Source organism: Streptomyces sp. NPDC002773, assembly GCF_040295605.1.
Lineage (GTDB): Bacteria > Actinomycetota > Actinomycetes > Streptomycetales > Streptomycetaceae > Streptomyces.
Window position 1 is genome coordinate 13850 of the sequence record NZ_JBEOVO010000031.1, and the last position, 16248, is coordinate 30097.

Annotated in this window: 14 protein-coding genes; 5 read left to right on the plus strand and 9 right to left on the minus strand. The window is 72.1% G+C overall.

Translation table 11 applies throughout. From position 1 onward, the window contains the following. Positions 1-5: 5 nt before the first annotated feature. From ABT034_RS28345 to ABT034_RS28360, 4 genes are all read right to left on the minus strand, one after another. The gene (locus ABT034_RS28345) at positions 6-803 is read right to left on the minus strand and encodes an amino acid ABC transporter ATP-binding protein (RefSeq protein ID WP_351219896.1); all 798 of its coding nucleotides are present in this window, start codon (positions 801-803) and stop codon (positions 6-8) included. Next, complete coding sequence (locus tag ABT034_RS28350; protein WP_351219897.1) at positions 800-1687, minus strand: amino acid ABC transporter permease; 888 nt, start codon at positions 1685-1687, stop codon at positions 800-802. The genes ABT034_RS28345 and ABT034_RS28350 overlap by 4 nt, the downstream gene beginning before the upstream one ends. 103 nt (positions 1688-1790) lie before the next feature. After that, a complete protein-coding gene (locus ABT034_RS28355) occupies positions 1791-3647 on the minus strand; it encodes an FAD/NAD(P)-binding protein (protein ID WP_351219898.1) in 1857 nt (618 codons plus the stop codon). Continuing rightward, the gene (locus ABT034_RS28360) at positions 3644-4492 is read right to left on the minus strand and encodes an amino acid ABC transporter permease (protein WP_351219899.1); all 849 of its coding nucleotides are present in this window, start codon (positions 4490-4492) and stop codon (positions 3644-3646) included. Before ABT034_RS28360 ends, ABT034_RS28355 begins: the two co-directional genes overlap by 4 nt. 441 nt (positions 4493-4933) lie before the next feature. Between ABT034_RS28360 and ABT034_RS28365 the strand changes: the two genes are divergently transcribed. Both ABT034_RS28365 and ABT034_RS28370 read left to right on the plus strand, forming a co-directional pair. Beyond that, positions 4934-5431: a GNAT family N-acetyltransferase gene (locus tag ABT034_RS28365; RefSeq protein WP_351219900.1), complete on the plus strand. Its 498-nt coding sequence runs from the start codon at positions 4934-4936 to the stop codon at positions 5429-5431. Further along, on the plus strand, positions 5428-6426 hold the full coding sequence (locus ABT034_RS28370; RefSeq protein ID WP_351219901.1) for an ABC transporter substrate-binding protein: 999 nt from the start codon (positions 5428-5430) through the stop codon (positions 6424-6426). Before ABT034_RS28365 ends, ABT034_RS28370 begins: the two co-directional genes overlap by 4 nt. Before the next feature lie 49 nt (positions 6427-6475). On the opposite strand, the gene ABT034_RS28375 is transcribed toward ABT034_RS28370, so the two are convergent. Further along, on the minus strand, positions 6476-7795 hold the full coding sequence (locus ABT034_RS28375; protein WP_351219902.1) for a DUF5685 family protein: 1320 nt from the start codon (positions 7793-7795) through the stop codon (positions 6476-6478). Between the two features lie 314 nt (positions 7796-8109). Here ABT034_RS28375 and ABT034_RS28380 point away from each other — a divergent pair, with 314 nt between their 5' ends. Further along, positions 8110-8544 (plus strand): cell division protein SepF, encoded by a 435-nt coding sequence (locus ABT034_RS28380; protein WP_351219903.1) that lies wholly within the window; start codon positions 8110-8112, stop codon positions 8542-8544. Between the two features lie 42 nt (positions 8545-8586). On the opposite strand, the gene ABT034_RS28385 is transcribed toward ABT034_RS28380, so the two are convergent. Further along, positions 8587-10341: an MFS transporter gene (locus ABT034_RS28385; RefSeq protein ID WP_351219904.1), complete on the minus strand. Its 1755-nt coding sequence runs from the start codon at positions 10339-10341 to the stop codon at positions 8587-8589. Positions 10342-10746: 405 nt separating this feature from the next. Between ABT034_RS28385 and ABT034_RS28390 the strand changes: the two genes are divergently transcribed. Then, positions 10747-11616 (plus strand): phosphatase PAP2 family protein, encoded by an 870-nt coding sequence (locus ABT034_RS28390; RefSeq protein ID WP_351219905.1) that lies wholly within the window; start codon positions 10747-10749, stop codon positions 11614-11616. Between the two features lie 92 nt (positions 11617-11708). Here ABT034_RS28390 and ABT034_RS28395 read toward each other — a convergent pair whose 3' ends face one another. Next, positions 11709-11924: an I78 family peptidase inhibitor gene (locus ABT034_RS28395; protein ID WP_351219906.1), complete on the minus strand. Its 216-nt coding sequence runs from the start codon at positions 11922-11924 to the stop codon at positions 11709-11711. A gap of 320 nt (positions 11925-12244) precedes the next feature. Here ABT034_RS28395 and ctaD point away from each other — a divergent pair, with 320 nt between their 5' ends. Then, positions 12245-13954, plus strand: a complete 1710-nt coding sequence (ctaD, locus tag ABT034_RS28400; protein ID WP_351219947.1) for an aa3-type cytochrome oxidase subunit I — start codon at positions 12245-12247, stop codon at positions 13952-13954. On the opposite strand, the gene ABT034_RS28405 is transcribed toward ctaD, so the two are convergent. Next, the gene (locus ABT034_RS28405; RefSeq protein WP_351219907.1) at positions 13896-14879 is read right to left on the minus strand and encodes a helix-turn-helix transcriptional regulator; all 984 of its coding nucleotides are present in this window, start codon (positions 14877-14879) and stop codon (positions 13896-13898) included. The two genes, ctaD and ABT034_RS28405, sit on opposite strands and share 59 nt — an antisense overlap. A 58-nt stretch (positions 14880-14937) precedes the next feature. After that, complete coding sequence (locus tag ABT034_RS28410) at positions 14938-16212, minus strand: glycosyltransferase (RefSeq protein ID WP_351219908.1); 1275 nt, start codon at positions 16210-16212, stop codon at positions 14938-14940. Positions 16213-16248: the final 36 nt, after the last annotated feature.

Consider the following 16248-nt stretch of genomic DNA (forward strand, 5'->3'; position numbering starts at 1 on the left):
GAGAGTCAGAGGACCTTGGAGAGGAAGGCACGAGTCCGTTCGTGGCGCGGGCTTTCGAGCACCTCGGCCGGCGGTCCCTGCTCGACGATCCGGCCCTCGTCCATGAAGACCACGGTGTCGGCGACCTCGCGTGCGAAGCCGATCTCGTGGGTGACGACGATCATGGTGGTGCCGGAGGCGGCCAGGTCCTTGATGACGTCGAGGACCTCACCGACCAGTTCGGGGTCGAGCGCGGAGGTCGGCTCGTCGAAGAGGAGCAGGCCGGGTTCGAGGGCGAGCGCGCGGGCGATGGCGACCCGCTGCTGCTGCCCGCCGGAGAGCTGCTTGGGGTACGCCTCCGCCTTGTCGGCGAGTCCGACGCGCGTGAGCAGCTGCCGGGCCGCGGCCTCGGCTTCCTTGCGGGGTCGCTTCAGGGCCGAGACGGGGGCCTCGACGATGTTCTCCAGGACCGTCAGGTGCGGGAAGAGGTGGAAGTTCTGGAAGACGAAGCCGATCCGGGTGCGCTGCTTGAGGACGTCCCGCTCGCGCAGCTCGTAGAGCTTGTTCCCGGAGCGGCGGTAGCCGACGAGGGTGCCGTCGACGCTCACGGTGCCGCTGTCGACCTTCTCCAGGTGGTTGATGGTGCGCAGGAGGGTGGACTTGCCGGAGCCGGAGGGGCCGAGGACGACGGTGACCTCGCCGGCGCGGACGTCGAGGTCGATGCCGCGCAGGACGTGGAGCGGGCCGAAGTTCTTGTGGACGGCCCGGATCTCGACCTTGGCGGTGGCCGTCCTCGGGTCCTTGGTGGTGGTGACGGAGCTCATCGGACGCTCCCCTTCGCGTAGTGGCGTTCGACGTAGTGCTGGACGACGGAGAGCGCGGTGGTGAGCAGGACGTACCAGGCGGTGGCGACCATCAGGAGCGGGACGACCCGCCCGTTGCGGCCGTAGACGACCTGCACCTGGTAGAAGAGTTCGCCGATCGCCATGACGGAGACGATCGAGGTGCCTTTGAAGAGCGAGATGATCTCGTTGGCGGCGTTGGGCAGGATCGAGCGCATCGCCTGCGGCAGCACGATCCGCCGCACCTGCCGGAGCTTCGGGATGCCGAGGGAGGCCGCGGCCTCCGACTGGCCCTCGTCCACGGCGAGTACGCCACCGCGGACGATCTCCGCCGCGTAGGCCGCCTGGTGCAGGGCGAGGCCGAGGACGGCGGCGCTCATCTCGCCGACCAGGCCCGTCGTGTCGAAGGAGAGGAAGCTCGGCCCGAAGGGGATGCCGATGCTCAGCTCCTGGTAGAGGTAGGCGAGGTTGAACCAGAAGAGCAGCTGGACGATGAGCGGGATGGAACGGAAGGCCCAGATGTAGCCGAAGGCGACGGACCGCAGGAACGGGCTGGCCGACAGGCGCATGAAGGCGAGCACGATGCCGATGGCGAAGCCGAGCGCGGTGCCGTGGAAGGTGAGCTGGAGGGTGACCCAGACGGCCTGGAGGATCGTCTCCGTGGTGAAGAACGCGGCGAAGACGTCCCATTCCCAGCCGGGGTTGGTGACCAGGCCGTGGGCGAACTGGGTGAGCAGGACGGCGGTGGCGGCGACGGCCACCCAGCGCCAGGGGTGGCGTACGGGGACGACCACGAGTGCGGCGGGGGCGGCGGAGGGTGGGGTGGTGGGGTCTTTCACGCCGACGTCGGCGCTGGTGAGAGACATGGCGGTTCCTCGGAGACGGGTCGGACGGCGGGAGGAGCGGCGCGGACGCCAGGCGAGCGCGCGCGGGGTCAGGCGCTCAGTGGGACCGGGCCTGCAAGCGGGGTCAGGCGCTCAGCGGGACCGGGCGCCGACACTCCCGGTCCTCGCGCAGGAAGGTCAGCGCGGCCCGTGCGGTGACGTCGTTCTGGCCGAAGGCGGCCCCGCCGGTCCGGGGCCGGGTGAAGGCCCCGCCGGTCCGGGCGGTGGTGTGCGGGCCGAGGGCGAAGCGGCGCGGGTGCGGGCGTCCGTCGCGCTCCAGGACCCGGCCGTCGGCGGGGTCGACGACGAGCAGACCGCCGGCGGTGGCCCGCGCCCCGTCCTCGTACAGGGCGCGGAGGAGCGGGCTGCCGGTGCGTTCGAGGGTGGGCTCGGGCAGTCGGGCCTCGACCAGGGCGCGGGCCTCGGTCCACTCCCCCGGCAGCGCGGCGGACGCGGCCCGGAAGAGCCCGTGTTCCTCGTCGGTCCCGACGGTGAGCCCCGGTCCGAGGAAGCGCACCACGCCGGCCCGCGAGAGGGCGAGGAGCTGGTGCAGCCGGGGCCCGGGCGGGCCGGAGGCGAGATAGCTGAAGAAGCCGTGCCACCAGGGGCCGGGGTCGAGGCGCTTGCCGAGCCGCAGGAGCTGGCCGTAGACGGAGAGGAGACCGGCGAAGACGGCGGCGTCGGGGCTGTGGGCGGGGTCGTGGCGGCGGGTCAGGTCGTCGGTGATGTGGTCGCGCAGGCCCTGCTGGAGGGCTTCGGCGGAGGCGAACCGGATCCCGTCCAAGGGGTGGTCGAGGGCGTCGAGGTCGAGCCGGTCGGCGGGGTCGGGGACGGCTGCGGCGACCACGGCGGCGAGTTCGGCCCCGCGCGGCAGCGCTTCCTCGTACGCCCGCTCGAAGTCGCTCCAGGCGAGTGAGGTCCGCTCGGGGTGGGCGGAGAAGAGCCGGTGGTAGTGGGCCCAGCCGAGTTCCTTGTCGACGAGGGGCCACACATCGCGCCGGAAGTCGAGCGGCCCGGTCCGCTTCAGCAGGTCGTCGGTCTGCTCGGTCCCGAAGAACCGTGGCAGCGGGGGCCGTTCGCCGTCGAGGCGGTAGCCGATCTTCGAGTGGTACGGGACTCCCCGCCGCGATCCGACGTGCAGCACCGGCTCCTCGCCCGACGGTACGTAGACGAGCGCGTCGCCCTCGCCCTCGTACCGTCCGCCGCGGCCCTCGGTGAGCAGCACCATCAGGTCGACGAAGGCGAGTCCGAGGCCGCGGACGAGGACGGGTTCCCGGGCGGGCAGTACGGCGAGGTCGGTGTCGGCGGTGAAGCCGGGCGGCAGGTGGACGAGCCGGTGGCGGGCGGCGAAGCCGGCCAGGGCCCGCTGCTCCGGGTCGGGTTCGGCGTCGAGGTGGCCCACGGTGAGGACGACGAGGTCGGCGAGGAGGGGCACGGTGCCGCCTTCCAGCCAGACCCGCTGGCGTCCCTCGCGGGGGCCGCTGACGCGGAGGGCGGTGGTGCGGTGTTCGTGGACGGTGACGGAGGCGGGCAGGGAGGCCCTGGCCTGCTCGTACACCCAGCGCAGATAAGCGCCCTGCTGCGTTCGGGTGGGGAAGGTGCCGCCGTCGATGCCGGCCCATGCGGCGAGGGTGGGCCCCGGCCGGACGGGTCCTTCGAGGTCCACGGTCTCGTCGGTGAACATGGTGACGTCCTCGGCCCGGGAGTTCATCCAGAGCAGCGGGGACTGCCCGGTGCGCCAGATGCGGCCGGGGCCCGGCGGGTGCGGGTCGACGAGGTGGACGTCGAGCGGGCCCTCGCCGTACAGCTCGGGGAGGTTGGCGGCGAGCCGTTCGAGGAGACCGGTCCCCCGCGGCCCGGCGCCCACGATCACGATCGACGGGCGGGGCGACCGGGTGCGCGAGGCGGCCGGGGCGGTCGAGGAGACCGGGGACGGGCTCATCGCGCACCGGCCGTGCCGCGGGCGTAGTGCCGCTCGACGTAGTGCTGGCCGATGCCGAGGACCGAGGTGACGGCGACGTACCAGAGGGTGGCGACGAGGAGCAGCGGGATGATCTCGTACGTGCGGTGGTAGACGAGCTGGGTCGAGTAGAGCAGGTCCTGGACGGCGATGACGGAGACGATCGAGGTGCCCTTGAGGGTGCCGATCAGCATGTTCCCGGCGGGCGGGACGATCGCGCGCATGGCCTGCGGCAGCACGATCCGGGAGAGCCTGCGCCACCGGCCGAGCCCGAGGGACTGTGCGGCCTCGGCCTGGCCCCGGTCGACGGAGAGGATGCCGCCGCGGACGACCTCGGCGGCGTAGGCGGCCTCGTGCAGGGTGAGGCCGATGACGGCGACGGAGACCGGGCCGAGGAGGTTGACCGTGTTCACGCCGAGGATCTGCGGGTAGAGCGCTCCGATGTTGAACCAGAAGAGCAGCTGGACCAGGATCGGGGTGGACCGGAAGAACCAGACGTACCCCCAACTCACCGCCCGCAGGACGGGGTTGGCGGAGAGCCGCAGCACCGCGAGCAGGGTACCGAGGGCGAAGCCCAGGGCCATGACGAGGGCCGTCAGCCACAGGGTGAGGCCGAGGCCGCGCAGGACGGACGCGGAGGTGAAGTACTCGGCGACCACGTCCCACTGGAAGGCCTTGTTGCGGACGACCGAGACGAGGCCGAGCGCGAGGAGGACGAGCAGGAGCCCTGCGGCGGTCCACTGTCCCGCGCGGCGGGCGGGGACGATTCGGAGGGGTGGATCGGCCGGCGGGGCCGTGGAGGGGATCTTGACGAGGGTCGCGGACATGCGAAGGCTCCGTGGATGCCAGGGGACGGATCGAACACGGGGATGCGCCTTCACACGCGCTGAGCACGGATCCGGGCCCCTCAGCCCGATCCGCCCTTCGAGGCTATGCGGTCAACACGGCCCGCTGTCAAGGGTGTCCGCACTGTGAGCCGTACGTCTCATCGCGGTTGACGGGGGAACCGATGCCTGTTCCACTGGGGCCATGCATCCGCAGCAGCAGCTGGTCACGCGCTCCCACATCGACTTCGGTCGTGTGTGGTCCTCTTCCTGTTGAGCCGACCCTCTGTTCTGCCCCGCCCGCGTGCTGTCCGCCGCGGCGCCTTCACATACGGGCCCCTCATGGGTGCCTGAGCTCTCCCCTCCCCTCGCCCTGCCCTGCCGCCCTCCCTCCTTCTGAGGTCTGAGGGACGACGCCGCCCTCCTTCGCCCTGAAGGACCGTCATGACCTTCGCGCTGTCCGTGCACCGGACGACGACCACCGATTCCCTGGCGCGCCCGCTCCTCGACGAGCTGGCGCACGAGTACACGACCCGGTACGGCTCAGCGGACGATCTGAGCCGCTACCCGGCGGAGGAGTTCGCCCCTCCCCACGGCGCCTTCCTGCTCCTCCTGGAGCAGGGCCGGCCCGTGGCGGGCGGCGCCTACCGCCGCTACGACGAGCACACCGCCGAACTCAAGCGGATCTGGACCGATTCGGCACACCGCAGGCGCGGGCTCGCCCGCCGCGTCCTGGACGTGCTCGAACGGGAGGCCGCCGGCCACGGCTACTCCCGCCTCTTCCTGACGACCGGCCCGCGCCAGCCCGAGGCCAGGGGCCTCTACCTGGCGAGCGGCTACCGGCCGCTGTTCGACCTGACCGCCGATCCCGAGTCGATCGGTCCGCTGCCGTTCGAGAAACTCCTGCCGTTCGAGAAACACCTGGAGAAACCGAAGCCATGAGCACGCGTACGAGTACGGGGGCCGGCACCGCTACCGGCGCCGGCCCCGGCACAGCCCGCACGACCCTCGCCTTCGCGCTGATCACAGCGGCCGCGCTCACGCTCACCGCCTGCGCGGGAGGCGAGCCCGCGACGGCTCCGGCCGGGGCGGCGGGCGCCCCCGGGGGAGCGCTACCGACCGAGGACGTGGTGTCGGCGGTGGCGAAGAACGAGGCCGCGGCGAAGCTGCTCCCGGCCGGCGTACGGCAGCGGGGCAGCCTCACGATCGCCGCCTCGGTCGCGACCCCGCCCAGCTCGGCGTATCTGCCGGACGGCAGGACCGTCGTGGGTGTGGACGCCGACTTCGCGGGCGCCGTGGCGAAGGCCCTCGGCCTGGAGCTGAAGCGTGAGGTCGTCGGCTTCGAGGCGATCCTGCCCGCGCTCGGCAGCGGCAAGTACGACGTCGGCACGGGGAACTTCGGCGTGACGGAGGAGCGGCGCAAGGCCATCGACTTCGTCACCTACATCAATGACGGGCAGGGGTTCGCGAGCCGCGCCGACAGTCCGCTGAAGGCGGTCACCGACCTCACGCAGCTGTGCGGCCTGAAGGTGGCCGTGAACGCGGGCACCACTTTCGAACGGACTCTGGAGCAGAACAAGGGCCGGTGCGCGGAGGCCGGGAGGCAGCCGTACGAGGTGAACGTCTACAGCGAGACGGGGGCGATCTGGATGTCGCTCCAGCAGGGCCGCAGCGATGTCGTGATGAACACGATCAACGGCCTGCGGTACGCGGTGACGCAGCAGAAGAACGTGAAGTTCCTGAACGAGTACCGGCGGCTCGACGTCGGTTTCGCCTTCACGAAGGGCACCCCGCTCGCGCCCGCCTTCCAGGCGGCGGTGAACGGCCTGAAGGCGGACGGGACGTACGACAGGATCCTGCGGAAGTGGGGGGTGACGGCCTCGGGGATCGAACGCTCGCGGATCTCCCCGCCGGAGCTCCCGGCACCGAAGAGGTGACGGGCTCCGGCGGGGCGGATCGCGGACGGGGCAGGTCGCGGACGGGTCGTCAGCAGTCGCAGCCGCAGCCGCAGTCGCCGCAGCAGCCCTCTCCCTCGCCGCAGGAGGAGCAGTTGCTGCAGCAGTCACAGCAGTCGCAGCAGTTGCCGGGGTCGCACTGCTGGCAGAGCCCGCCGCGCCGCTCACGGCTCCAGGGGTCCTCGAAGGTCCCGCAGCACATCTGGCAGGTGCAGGCCAGACCGACCCAGAGGGCGCATCCGGCTATCAGGCCGCGCCGGTTCGGCGGGCCGGGCGGGAACGGGCCACCGGGGCCGCCGGGACCGCCCGGGCCGGGGGCGTACGGGCCACTGGGCCCGCCGGGACCGCCCGGGCCGGGGGCGTACGGGCCACCGGGGCCGCCGGGACCGCCCGGGCCGGGGGCGTACGGGTTGCCGGGCACCGGCCCGTGACCGTGAGCGGCCCCATGCCCCTGCCCCGCACCCGCACCCGCACCCGGGGTCACGTGCGAGCAGCTCGTCGTGCCGAAGGCGCGGTTCACCGAGGTGCGCAGCTCGTGGGCGAGGAGGACGTGGGCCAGCTTGCCGTCGGCGAACTCGGCGTCCCGCAGCGCGAGCCGGATGCCGTGGAGGGCGTCGTCGGCGAGCCGGCGGGCCTCCTCGCGGGAGGTGCCGGTCGCGGTGAGCGGGTTCCAGGCGCCGCTCGCCGCGTCGGCGGTCTGGTCCTCGACGGCGTCCAGGAGGTGCGCGAGGCGCCCGAAGAGCCGGCCCGCCTCGGCGAGCGGCTCCGCGTTCCCCGGCCGTCCCGCGAGGACGGCGGTGTGCGCGAAGGCGGCCGCGGTCGCGGTCTCGGTCGGTTCGGTGACGGCGAGCAGGGAGGTACCGGGTCCCGCGAGGGCCTCGATCCCGGTCTGGCGGTCGACGGCGTCGACGAGGACGGCGGTGTCGAAGCCGAGGGCGCGGCCGGTCCTCGCGCCGGCCTTGTCCCAGGAGCGGGCGACCCGGCGGGCCGCGGCGGCGACGGGGCGGCGGGCCAACAGGCCGTCCCGGTCGGCGACGTGGTCCCGTACCTTCGCGGAGGCGAGGACGAGCGAGACGGCGGCGGCGAGACGCGCGCCCTCGCCCTGGGCGACGGGGGCGGTCCGCATCCCGCGCAGGGGGCAGGGTCCGGCGGTGCGCCGCCCGCTGGTCACGGCGCCGGTCTGAGCCTCCGTCAGGACGGAGACGATGAGCCCGTCGTAGTTGGTGACGACCCGGGCGAACTGGCCGTGGTCGGCGCGAAGTGCCAGGCAGAGGCCGCAGAGGTGGGCCATCCACTCGACCTTCAGACCGTCGGTGAGCCGGTGGGCGCAGGGCCTGACGATTCCGAACAAGAGACTCCCCCGTGAACTGACTGCGGCGACGCCGTCGAGCGCCTCGCGGCATGGTAGCGAGCGGGCGTGTTCACCCGTACGCGCCCATCGTCACCCTTCCAGCCCGACTTTCATATTTTCAGCTACATGGCCCTCCCTCAGCCCCCGCATACCGCAAGTTTCCTGACGAATCGCCAGGAAACGGTGCTCACGTTCTGCACCAGTACCGTCACGAATCCAAGGCGCGGCGCCCAACCACTTGGCGCGCGATCCGCATCATGGACGACGATAGGGATATGCGGAACCACAAGTGACCGCGCTGAAAGGAGGCGTCCATGGGATCGGTGCGCAAGGCGAGCGCCTGGCTGGGACTCGTCGAGGACAACGACGAGCGTTACTACGACGACGAGTACGCCGACGGTGCCGAGGGCGGCGACGCCTGGGTGACGGACCCCCGGGTGCGGGTCGCCACGGACACCGCCGAGGACCGGGGCCGCCGGATCGCCACCGTCTCCCCGGACGGCTTCCGGGACGCCCGGGGCATCGGCGAGCTCTTCAGGGACGGGGTTCCGGTGATCGTGAACCTGACCGCGATGGAGCCGAGCGACGCCAAGCGCGTGGTCGACTTCGCCGCCGGTCTCGCCTTCGGTCTGCGCGGTTCGATCGAGCGCGTCGCGACGCGGGTCTTCCTGCTGACCCCGGCCGACACCCAGATCGTCACCGGCGAGAGCGGCCGCCGCCGGCAGGACGGTTTCTTCAACCAGAGCTGAGCGGGCCCGCCGGCCAGGCCGGACACCACCCGGACGACCGGGTCAGTGCGCCGGACGCCCCGAGCCGGCGGGCTCGATCGCTTCCCGGGTCGCGGGCACCCGCGGCTCGGACGACCGGGAGAGCCCGGAGGGCTCCGCCCACGCGGCCGCGGCCTCCACCAGAACGGCCGGCTCCGCCGGACCCGCCTTCGCCGCCGGATCCACCTTCCCCTCGGTCGACGCCGTCTCCTCCGGACCGAACGTCTCCTCCGGATCGACCGGGCACTCCATCACCCGGGGCAGGCGCCGCGCCATCGCCGCGCCGAGGAGCAGCAGACCCGCGCTCACGAAGAGCGTGATGTGCAGCCCGTTCACGAAGGAGTGCCGGGCGGCCTGGTGCAGGGCTCCGCCGGCCGCGCCGCCGAGCTGCTCCGCGACCTGGTAGGCCTCCCCGAGCGAGTTCGCGGCGGCCGTGCTCGCCTCCGCGGGCACCCCGGGGACGGCGGCGAGCCCGGGGGCGTACGCCGCGTTCATCACACTGCCGAGCAGGGCGATGCCCATGCCCGCGCCGAGCTGGTACGAGGTCTCGCCGATCGCGGCCGCGCCACCCGCGCTCCGCTGCGGCGCCTCGCTGAGCATCGACTCGTACGCCGAGAAGAGCGTCGTCTGCAGGCCGAAGCCGAGCAGGACGAAGCCCACCGTGAGCAGCAGCGGCCGGTCGTGCTGCCCCATGAAGGTGAGCAGCAGCACGGCGGCCGCGGTGAGCACGAAGCCCCAGCCGACCATCCGGCGCGGTCCGATCCTGCGCAGGGTGTACGAGCCGGTGGCGCCGGCGGCCATGGCGGCGAAGGTGAGCGGAAGCAGCCGGAGGCCGGTCTCCAGGGGGGTGAGGCCGAGGACGAGCTGGAGGTACTGGACGGCGATCAGCTCCAGGCCGACCAGGGCCAGCATGGCGAGCACGATGCAGCCGACGGAGGTGGTGAAGGCCGCCCGGGAGAAGAGCCGCATGTCGATCAGGGGGTGCGGGCGCCGCTTCTGCCGCCGTACGAAGAGGACGAGGAGCGCGGCGCCGAGCAGCAGCGGGCCCGCGGTCGGGAGGGCGAGGAGCGGGTCGCCGGCCCCGGCCCGCTTGACCCCGAGGACGCAGCCGAGCACACCGGCGGCGGCCATGAGCGCGCCGAGGACGTCCCAGGGTCCGTCGGCGGCTCCCCGGGATTCGGGGAGGAGGCGGCGGCCGAGCGGCAGGATCAAGGCCATCAGCGGGATGTTGATGAGGAAGACGGAGCCCCACCAGTAGTGCTCCACGAGGAAGCCGCCGAGCACCGGTCCCGCGGCGGCGCCGACCGCGGCGACCGCGGTCCAGATGCCGATGGCGGTGGCGCGCTCCCGCCGGTCGGGGAAGACCGTCCGGAGGATGGAGAGCGTGGCGGGCATGATCATGGCGCCGCCGACGCCGAGCAGCGCGCGGGCCGCGATGAGGACGGAGGGTTCGGTGGCGAGCGCGGCGACCGCCGAGGCGACGCCGAAGAGCGCGTAGCCGAGGAGGAGGACTCTCCGTCGTCCGACCCGGTCCCCGAGGGTGCCGAAGAGGATGAGGAGCGAGGCGCAGATCAGGGGGTAGGCGTCGACGATCCAGAGCAGCGCGGTGGAGCTGGGGCGCAGGTCCTCGGTGAGCGAGGGGACGGCGACGTGGAGGATGGTCGCGTCGAGGGCGACCAGGAGGAGACTGACGCAGAGGACGAGGAGGACGACCCAGCGGTTGGCTCCGGCTCCGACGGCGGAGCGCGGTGGTCCTTGGGCCGTGTTCGTCCGCGACATGTCCGTACCTCCCAGTGAAGCTCTCGCGCTCGGCGGGCCCCGACCAGGGCTTATGCCCCTGGGGCGGCCCGGCATCGACGGGCGAGTGAGCCGTCAGCGTACGCGAGTCCACGCCCCGAGCGCGTGGTGCAGCTCTCACCCCGGTGGCCCCGCCGGTGTGGCGTACGCCACTCGGGCAGGGCCGCGCGTCGTATGGAATTCCGTACGGACGTCTGTTTGAAGTAATTCCCGCGCGTTCAAACACCCTTCCGGAATCAGCCCTGCGGCAATAGGGCGGAAGGTCATCGGATTTCCCGACGGACGCCCGGAATAGGTCGGCCATTGAGACCTACTCCACATCACATCAACATCACGAAGGGAGCGGATCGACCGGGTCGGCTTCTCACTCCCTGTAACGTCGATTGGGTGCGTACCGACATCTTTGCCCGGCTGGACCGGGAGCCGGAACCGCCGAAGATAGAGGTCCCGCGGATGACCCGCACGCGTCTCGCCCTCTTCGGCGGGACGTCGGCGTTCTATCTCGCCATGGTCGTCGCCGTGCTGCTCTCGACGTGGCTGGTGACCCTCGACTGGAAGATCATGCTCTTCCGGCCCTACCAGCAGTGGCCGGAGATCCACGGCTTCCTCGACTACTACGTCGTCCTCGGCCAGCGTGGCCCCACGGCCGTCATGGTGGCCGCCTGGCTGGGCTGGCGCTCCTGGCGCCAGCACACCCTGCGGCCCCTGCTCTGCCTCGGCGCCGCCCTGCTGCTGCTCAACGTCTCGGTCGGCTCGGTCAAGCTCGGACTCGGCCGACTCGGCCCCCACTACGCGACCCAGGTCGGCTCCGCCGAGCTCTTCGCGGGCGGCGACATATTCCCCTCGGGTCACACCGCCAACGCGGTGGTGACCTGGGGCATCCTCGCCTATCTGGCGACCACCCCGCGGGCCAGGCGCTATCTGTCGGCGCTCTCCGCCGTGGTCGCGCTCGGCGTCGGGCTCACCACCGTCTACCTGGGCACGCACTGGCTGAGCGACGTCCTCCTCGGCTGGGCGGCCGGGCTGCTCGTGCTCCTCGCGCTGCCCTGGTGCGAGCCGGCCCTGGCCGTGGCCGAGTCCTGGATCCTCGCCCTGCGTGACCGCCTACGGGAGCGGCTGCGGGACCGCCGCCGGCTGGTGCCCTCGCTGCCCGTGGCCTCCGGCGGCCCCCGGCCGGGGTTCTTCCCCGCGCCCGAGGAGCCGGTCAGGGAGACGGTGGGAGTGGCCGGCCGCCGCACTCCGGCGACCGGCGGCTGACCTCCGCCACCTCGGAGAAGTACCCGGAGGTACGGGGAAACGTCCTCGCGGAGGGCCCCGGCCGTCATCGGCCGGGGCCCTCCGCGTTCCCCTCAGCCGACCCAGCAGCGGGTGACCGTGTCGTCCTCGACCTCGAAGTTGATGCGTCCGACCAGGTATTCCATCGTGATGATCGACCCGGGCGGCAGGGACCTGACGGTGCTCCAGCCCCGTGTCCTCGCGAGCTGTGCGGCGCCTTCCGCGTCCAGGCCCACATAGGACTCGGGGGCGTCGCGGGGCGGTTCGGGAGTGCGCGATGTGGGTGCCATGACCCTCACGTTAGTACCTTCGCGGTCACGCTTGTGTCACAAGTTACCGACATATGTTTGCTGCTTCCGCCGTCGCCCGGAGGGATGCTTTCCAGCCGTTTCTCCAGTAATTCCGGGGGACATCCGGCAGTTCGCACGAAGGGTCCGGAATCCGGTGCCGGAGCGTCGATAGCACGGACGTCATTCCGGCTTCCCCCGCATCCGCCCTGAATTGTGTCGGCGACGCGCACGCAGGGCGCTCACTCTTCCCTTACACAATGCTTACGCTGTCCGGACGCCCGGAGACGCGGAGCCGGGACGACGGCGAGGCGGAGGCAGCGATGGGCATCGGGACAGTGACCGCGACCGTCGAATCGGGCCGGCAGCGGCACGGCCGCGTGCTGATCGACTGGCTCACCACGACCGACCACAAGAAGATCGGCCACCTGTACCTGGTGACCTCGTTCGTGTTCTTCCTGATGGCCGGGATCATGGCGATGCTGATGCGGGCCGAGCTGGCCCGCCCGGGGCTCCAGCTCGTCTCGAACCAGGAGTTCAACCAGGCCTTCACCCTGCACGGCACGATCATGCTGCTGCTCTTCGCGACGCCCACCTTCGCCGGCTTCGCCAACGAGCTGGTGCCGCTCCAGATCGGCGCGCCCGACGTCGCCTTCCCCCGCCTGAACATGCTCTCGTACTGGCTGTTCCTCCTCGGCGGCCTGATGGTGGTGGGCTCACTGCTCGTGCCCAGCGGACCGCCCGCCTTCGGCTGGACCGCGTACGCGCCCCTGAACAGCCTCGAACGCTCCCCCGGCATCGGGGCCGACCTGTGGATCATGGGGCTCGCCCTCTCCGGCTTCGGCACGATCCTCACGTCGGTGAACTTCCTGGCGACGATCGTCGGGATGCGCGCGCCCGGCATGACCATGTTCCGGGTGCCGATCTTCACCTGGAACGTGCTCTTCACCGCGGTCCTGGTCCTGATGGCCTTCCCGGTCCTCGCCGCGGCCCTGCTCGTCCTGGAGGCGGACCGGCGCCTCGGCTCGGTGGTCTTCCAGCCGGAGTACGGGGGCGCGCTGCTCTGGCAGCACCTCTTCTGGTTCTTCGGCCACCCCGAGGTCTACATCATCGCGCTGCCGTTCTTCGGGATCGTCAGCGAGATCATCCCGGTCTTCGCCCGGAAGCCGATCTTCGGGTACACGACGCTGATCAGCGCCACCATGGCGATCACCGGCCTCTCGATGGTGGTCTGGGCGCACCACATGTTCGCGACGGGCGCGGTGCTGCTGCCGTTCTTCTCGATGCTGTCGTTCCTCATCGCGGTGCCCACCGGGGTGAAGTTCTTCAACTGGACCGGGACGATGCTGCGGGGCTCCCTCTCCTTCGAAACCCCGATGCTGTGGTCCGTCGGCTTCCTGGTGTCCTTCCTCTTCGGCGGCCTCACCGGGGTGATCCTCGCCTCGCCGCCGATGGACTTCCATGTCACCGACTCGTACTTCGTGGTCGCCCACTTCCACTACACGGTGTTCGGCACGGTCGTCTTCGCGACCTTCGCCGGCTTCTCCTTCTGGTGGCCCAAGTTCACCGGCCGGATGCTCGACGAGCGGCTCGGGAAGATCCACTTCTGGACCCTCTTCATCGGCTTCCACCTGACGTTCCTGGTGCAGCACTGGCTCGGCGCGGAGGGCATGCCCCGGCGGTACGCCGACTACCTGGACGCGGACGGCTTCACCGCGCTCAACACCGCGTCCACCATCGGCGCCTTCCTGCTCGGCGCCTCCACCCTGCCGTTCCTCTACAACGTGTGGCGGACCTGGCGGTACGGGGCGAAGGTCGACGTGGACGACCCGTGGGGCTTCGGTCGCTCGCTGGAGTGGGCGACGTCCTGCCCGCCGCCCCGGCACAACTTCGTGACGGTGCCCCGGATCCGCTCCGAGGCACCCGCCTTCGACCTGCACCACCCGGAGTTCGCGGAGTACGAGCTGGCGTACGTCACGAGTCCGCCGGAGGACCGGCCGGCCGGTCGAGAGCGCGGGACAGAAGGTCCCTGAGCGCCCGCACCCGGTCGACGAGCTCCGGCGGGTCGAGCACCTCGAACTCGAAGCCGAGCATCGCCACGTGGATCGCCATCACGTCGAGGCTGTGGGCGCCGGTCCGCAGCAGACAGGCGTGCTCCCCCTCCGCCGTCAGGACACCGGCGGCGGCGCCGACGGCCGCGGCGGCCTCGTCGAGCGGCACGTGCAGCCGGATCGTCGCCTCGGTCGCGTACACGGCGGTGGACACGCCCTTCGACACATAGGCGGCGAGATCCTCGGCGGGCGGTTCGCGGGGCGGGAAGCGGGGGCCGTGCGGCGGGGTCGGGGTGATCCGGTCGGCCCGGAAGGTACGCCAGTCGGCCCGGTCCACGTCCCAGCCGACCAGGTACCAGCGGCGCTCGCTGCACACGAGCCGGTGCGGCTCGACAGTCCTGCGGGTCGCCGTCCCGCCGTGGTCCCGGTACTCGAAACGCAGCCGCTCCGTATCCCGGCAGGCGTTGGCGAGCTCGGTGAGCACAGCCGGGTCGATCCGCTCGCGCGGGGTGCGCAGCATCGGCACGGTGAAGGCGTTCAGGGCGCTCACCCGGCGCCGCAGCCGCCCGGGCAGCACCTGCTCCAGCTTGGCCAGGGCGCGTACGGAGCTCTCGCCGATGCCCTCGACGCCCTGCCCTGCGGCGGCGCGCAGACCGACCGCGACCGCCACCGCCTCCTCGTCGTCGAGGAGCAGCGGCGGCAGCTCGGCCCCGGCGCCCAGCTGGTAGCCGCCACCGGTGCCGGGGCTCGCGTTGACGGGGTAGCCGAGCTCCCGCAGCCGGTCGACGTCCCGCCGTACGGTGCGGGGCGTGACCCCGAGCCGCTCGGCGAGGTCGGCACCGGACCACTCACGGTGGGCCTGGAGCAACGAGAGCAGACGCAAGAGCCGTGCGGAGGTCTCCAACATGGCGCCGAGTCTGCCAGCCCTCGCGGACGACTTCTGTCCTCAAGGGGCGCGCGATGCGTCAGCGGAAGCGGCGGACCAGCCGGCCGGCCCTGGCCTTCAGGGTGTAGACCGCGTCGACGGCCCGGCCGACCCCCCGGTGCAGCGACGCCCTGCCCTCGGGGTGGGTGCGCCGGCTCGCGCCGCGCTCGACGAGTTCCGTCCAGAGCGTCTCGTGCCGGGCGGCGATCCGGGCCGGGTCGAAGCGCTCGGCGGCCGCGAGCGCCGCCCGGGCCGTCTTGGCGCGCAGCTCGTCGTCCTCCACGAGCCGGCGCAGCGCCCGCGCGAACGCGGCCACGTCGTCGACCGGCACCAGGAGCCCGTCGACCCCGTCCTCGATGATCTCGCGGGGCCCGTGCGGGCAGTCGGTGGAGACGACCGGGAGTCCGCAGCGCATCGCCTCCACGATGGTCATGCCGAAGGACTCCCGCTGGGAGGTCACGGCCGCGATCGAGCCCTTGGCCAGCTCCGGTTCCAGCGGGGTCACCGAGCCCATGAGGAAGACCTGCGCGCCCAGGCCCCGGTCCTTGATCTGCCGGGCCAGGGGCCCCTTGACGTTCTGGACCGCGTCACCGGCGCCGTAGATCCGCAGCTTCCAGTCGGGGTGGTCGGCGGCCACCTCGGCGAAGGCGTCGATCAGCAGGTCGTACCGCTTGACGCGGGTCAGCCGGCCCGCGGCGACGACCGTCTTCGCCGCGGGGTCGGCGGGCGGCCCGGGGGGCGCGGGCACGCTGTTGGGCACGGCCTCGATCCGTACGCCGGGCAGCCCGAGCTTCCGGTAGGCGCGGGCGTCCGCCTCGGTGACCGTCGTGACGGCGTCGAGGAGCGCGTACTCGTGGCCGATGTCCCGGCGCAGCCGGAAGCTGTGGCCGTCGAGGATCAGGTGTTCCTGGCCGACGAGGACGGGGCCGCGCCGGGCCTGCCGGGTGAGGTGCACGTTGAGTCCGGGGCGGGTGCCGACGAGGACGTCGGCCTCCACGCCCCGCAGGTGCTCCCCGATCCGGGCGTCGGTGAGGGCGCTGTACTGCTTCCAGCGTCCGTCGCCGCGCGGGAAGACCTCGGCCGGGCGGCGGAAGTCGGGGTGCTCGCCGTCGTATCCGGGGCTGTCCTCGCGCAGGTCGACGAGGTGGCGCAGGGTCACCCCCGCGGGCAGGCCGAGGAGGGGCCGGTCGCGGTGGCGGAACACCGAGACGATCTCCACCTCGTGACGCTCCGCCAGTTCCTCGGCGAGGGTGAACGTCGTCCGGATCGTGCCGCCGTAGTGGTAGCCGTTGTGGAGCAGAAAGGAGATTCGCATCGCGCCGCCGGTTCCCCCCGGTGAGTTGATCGGTCG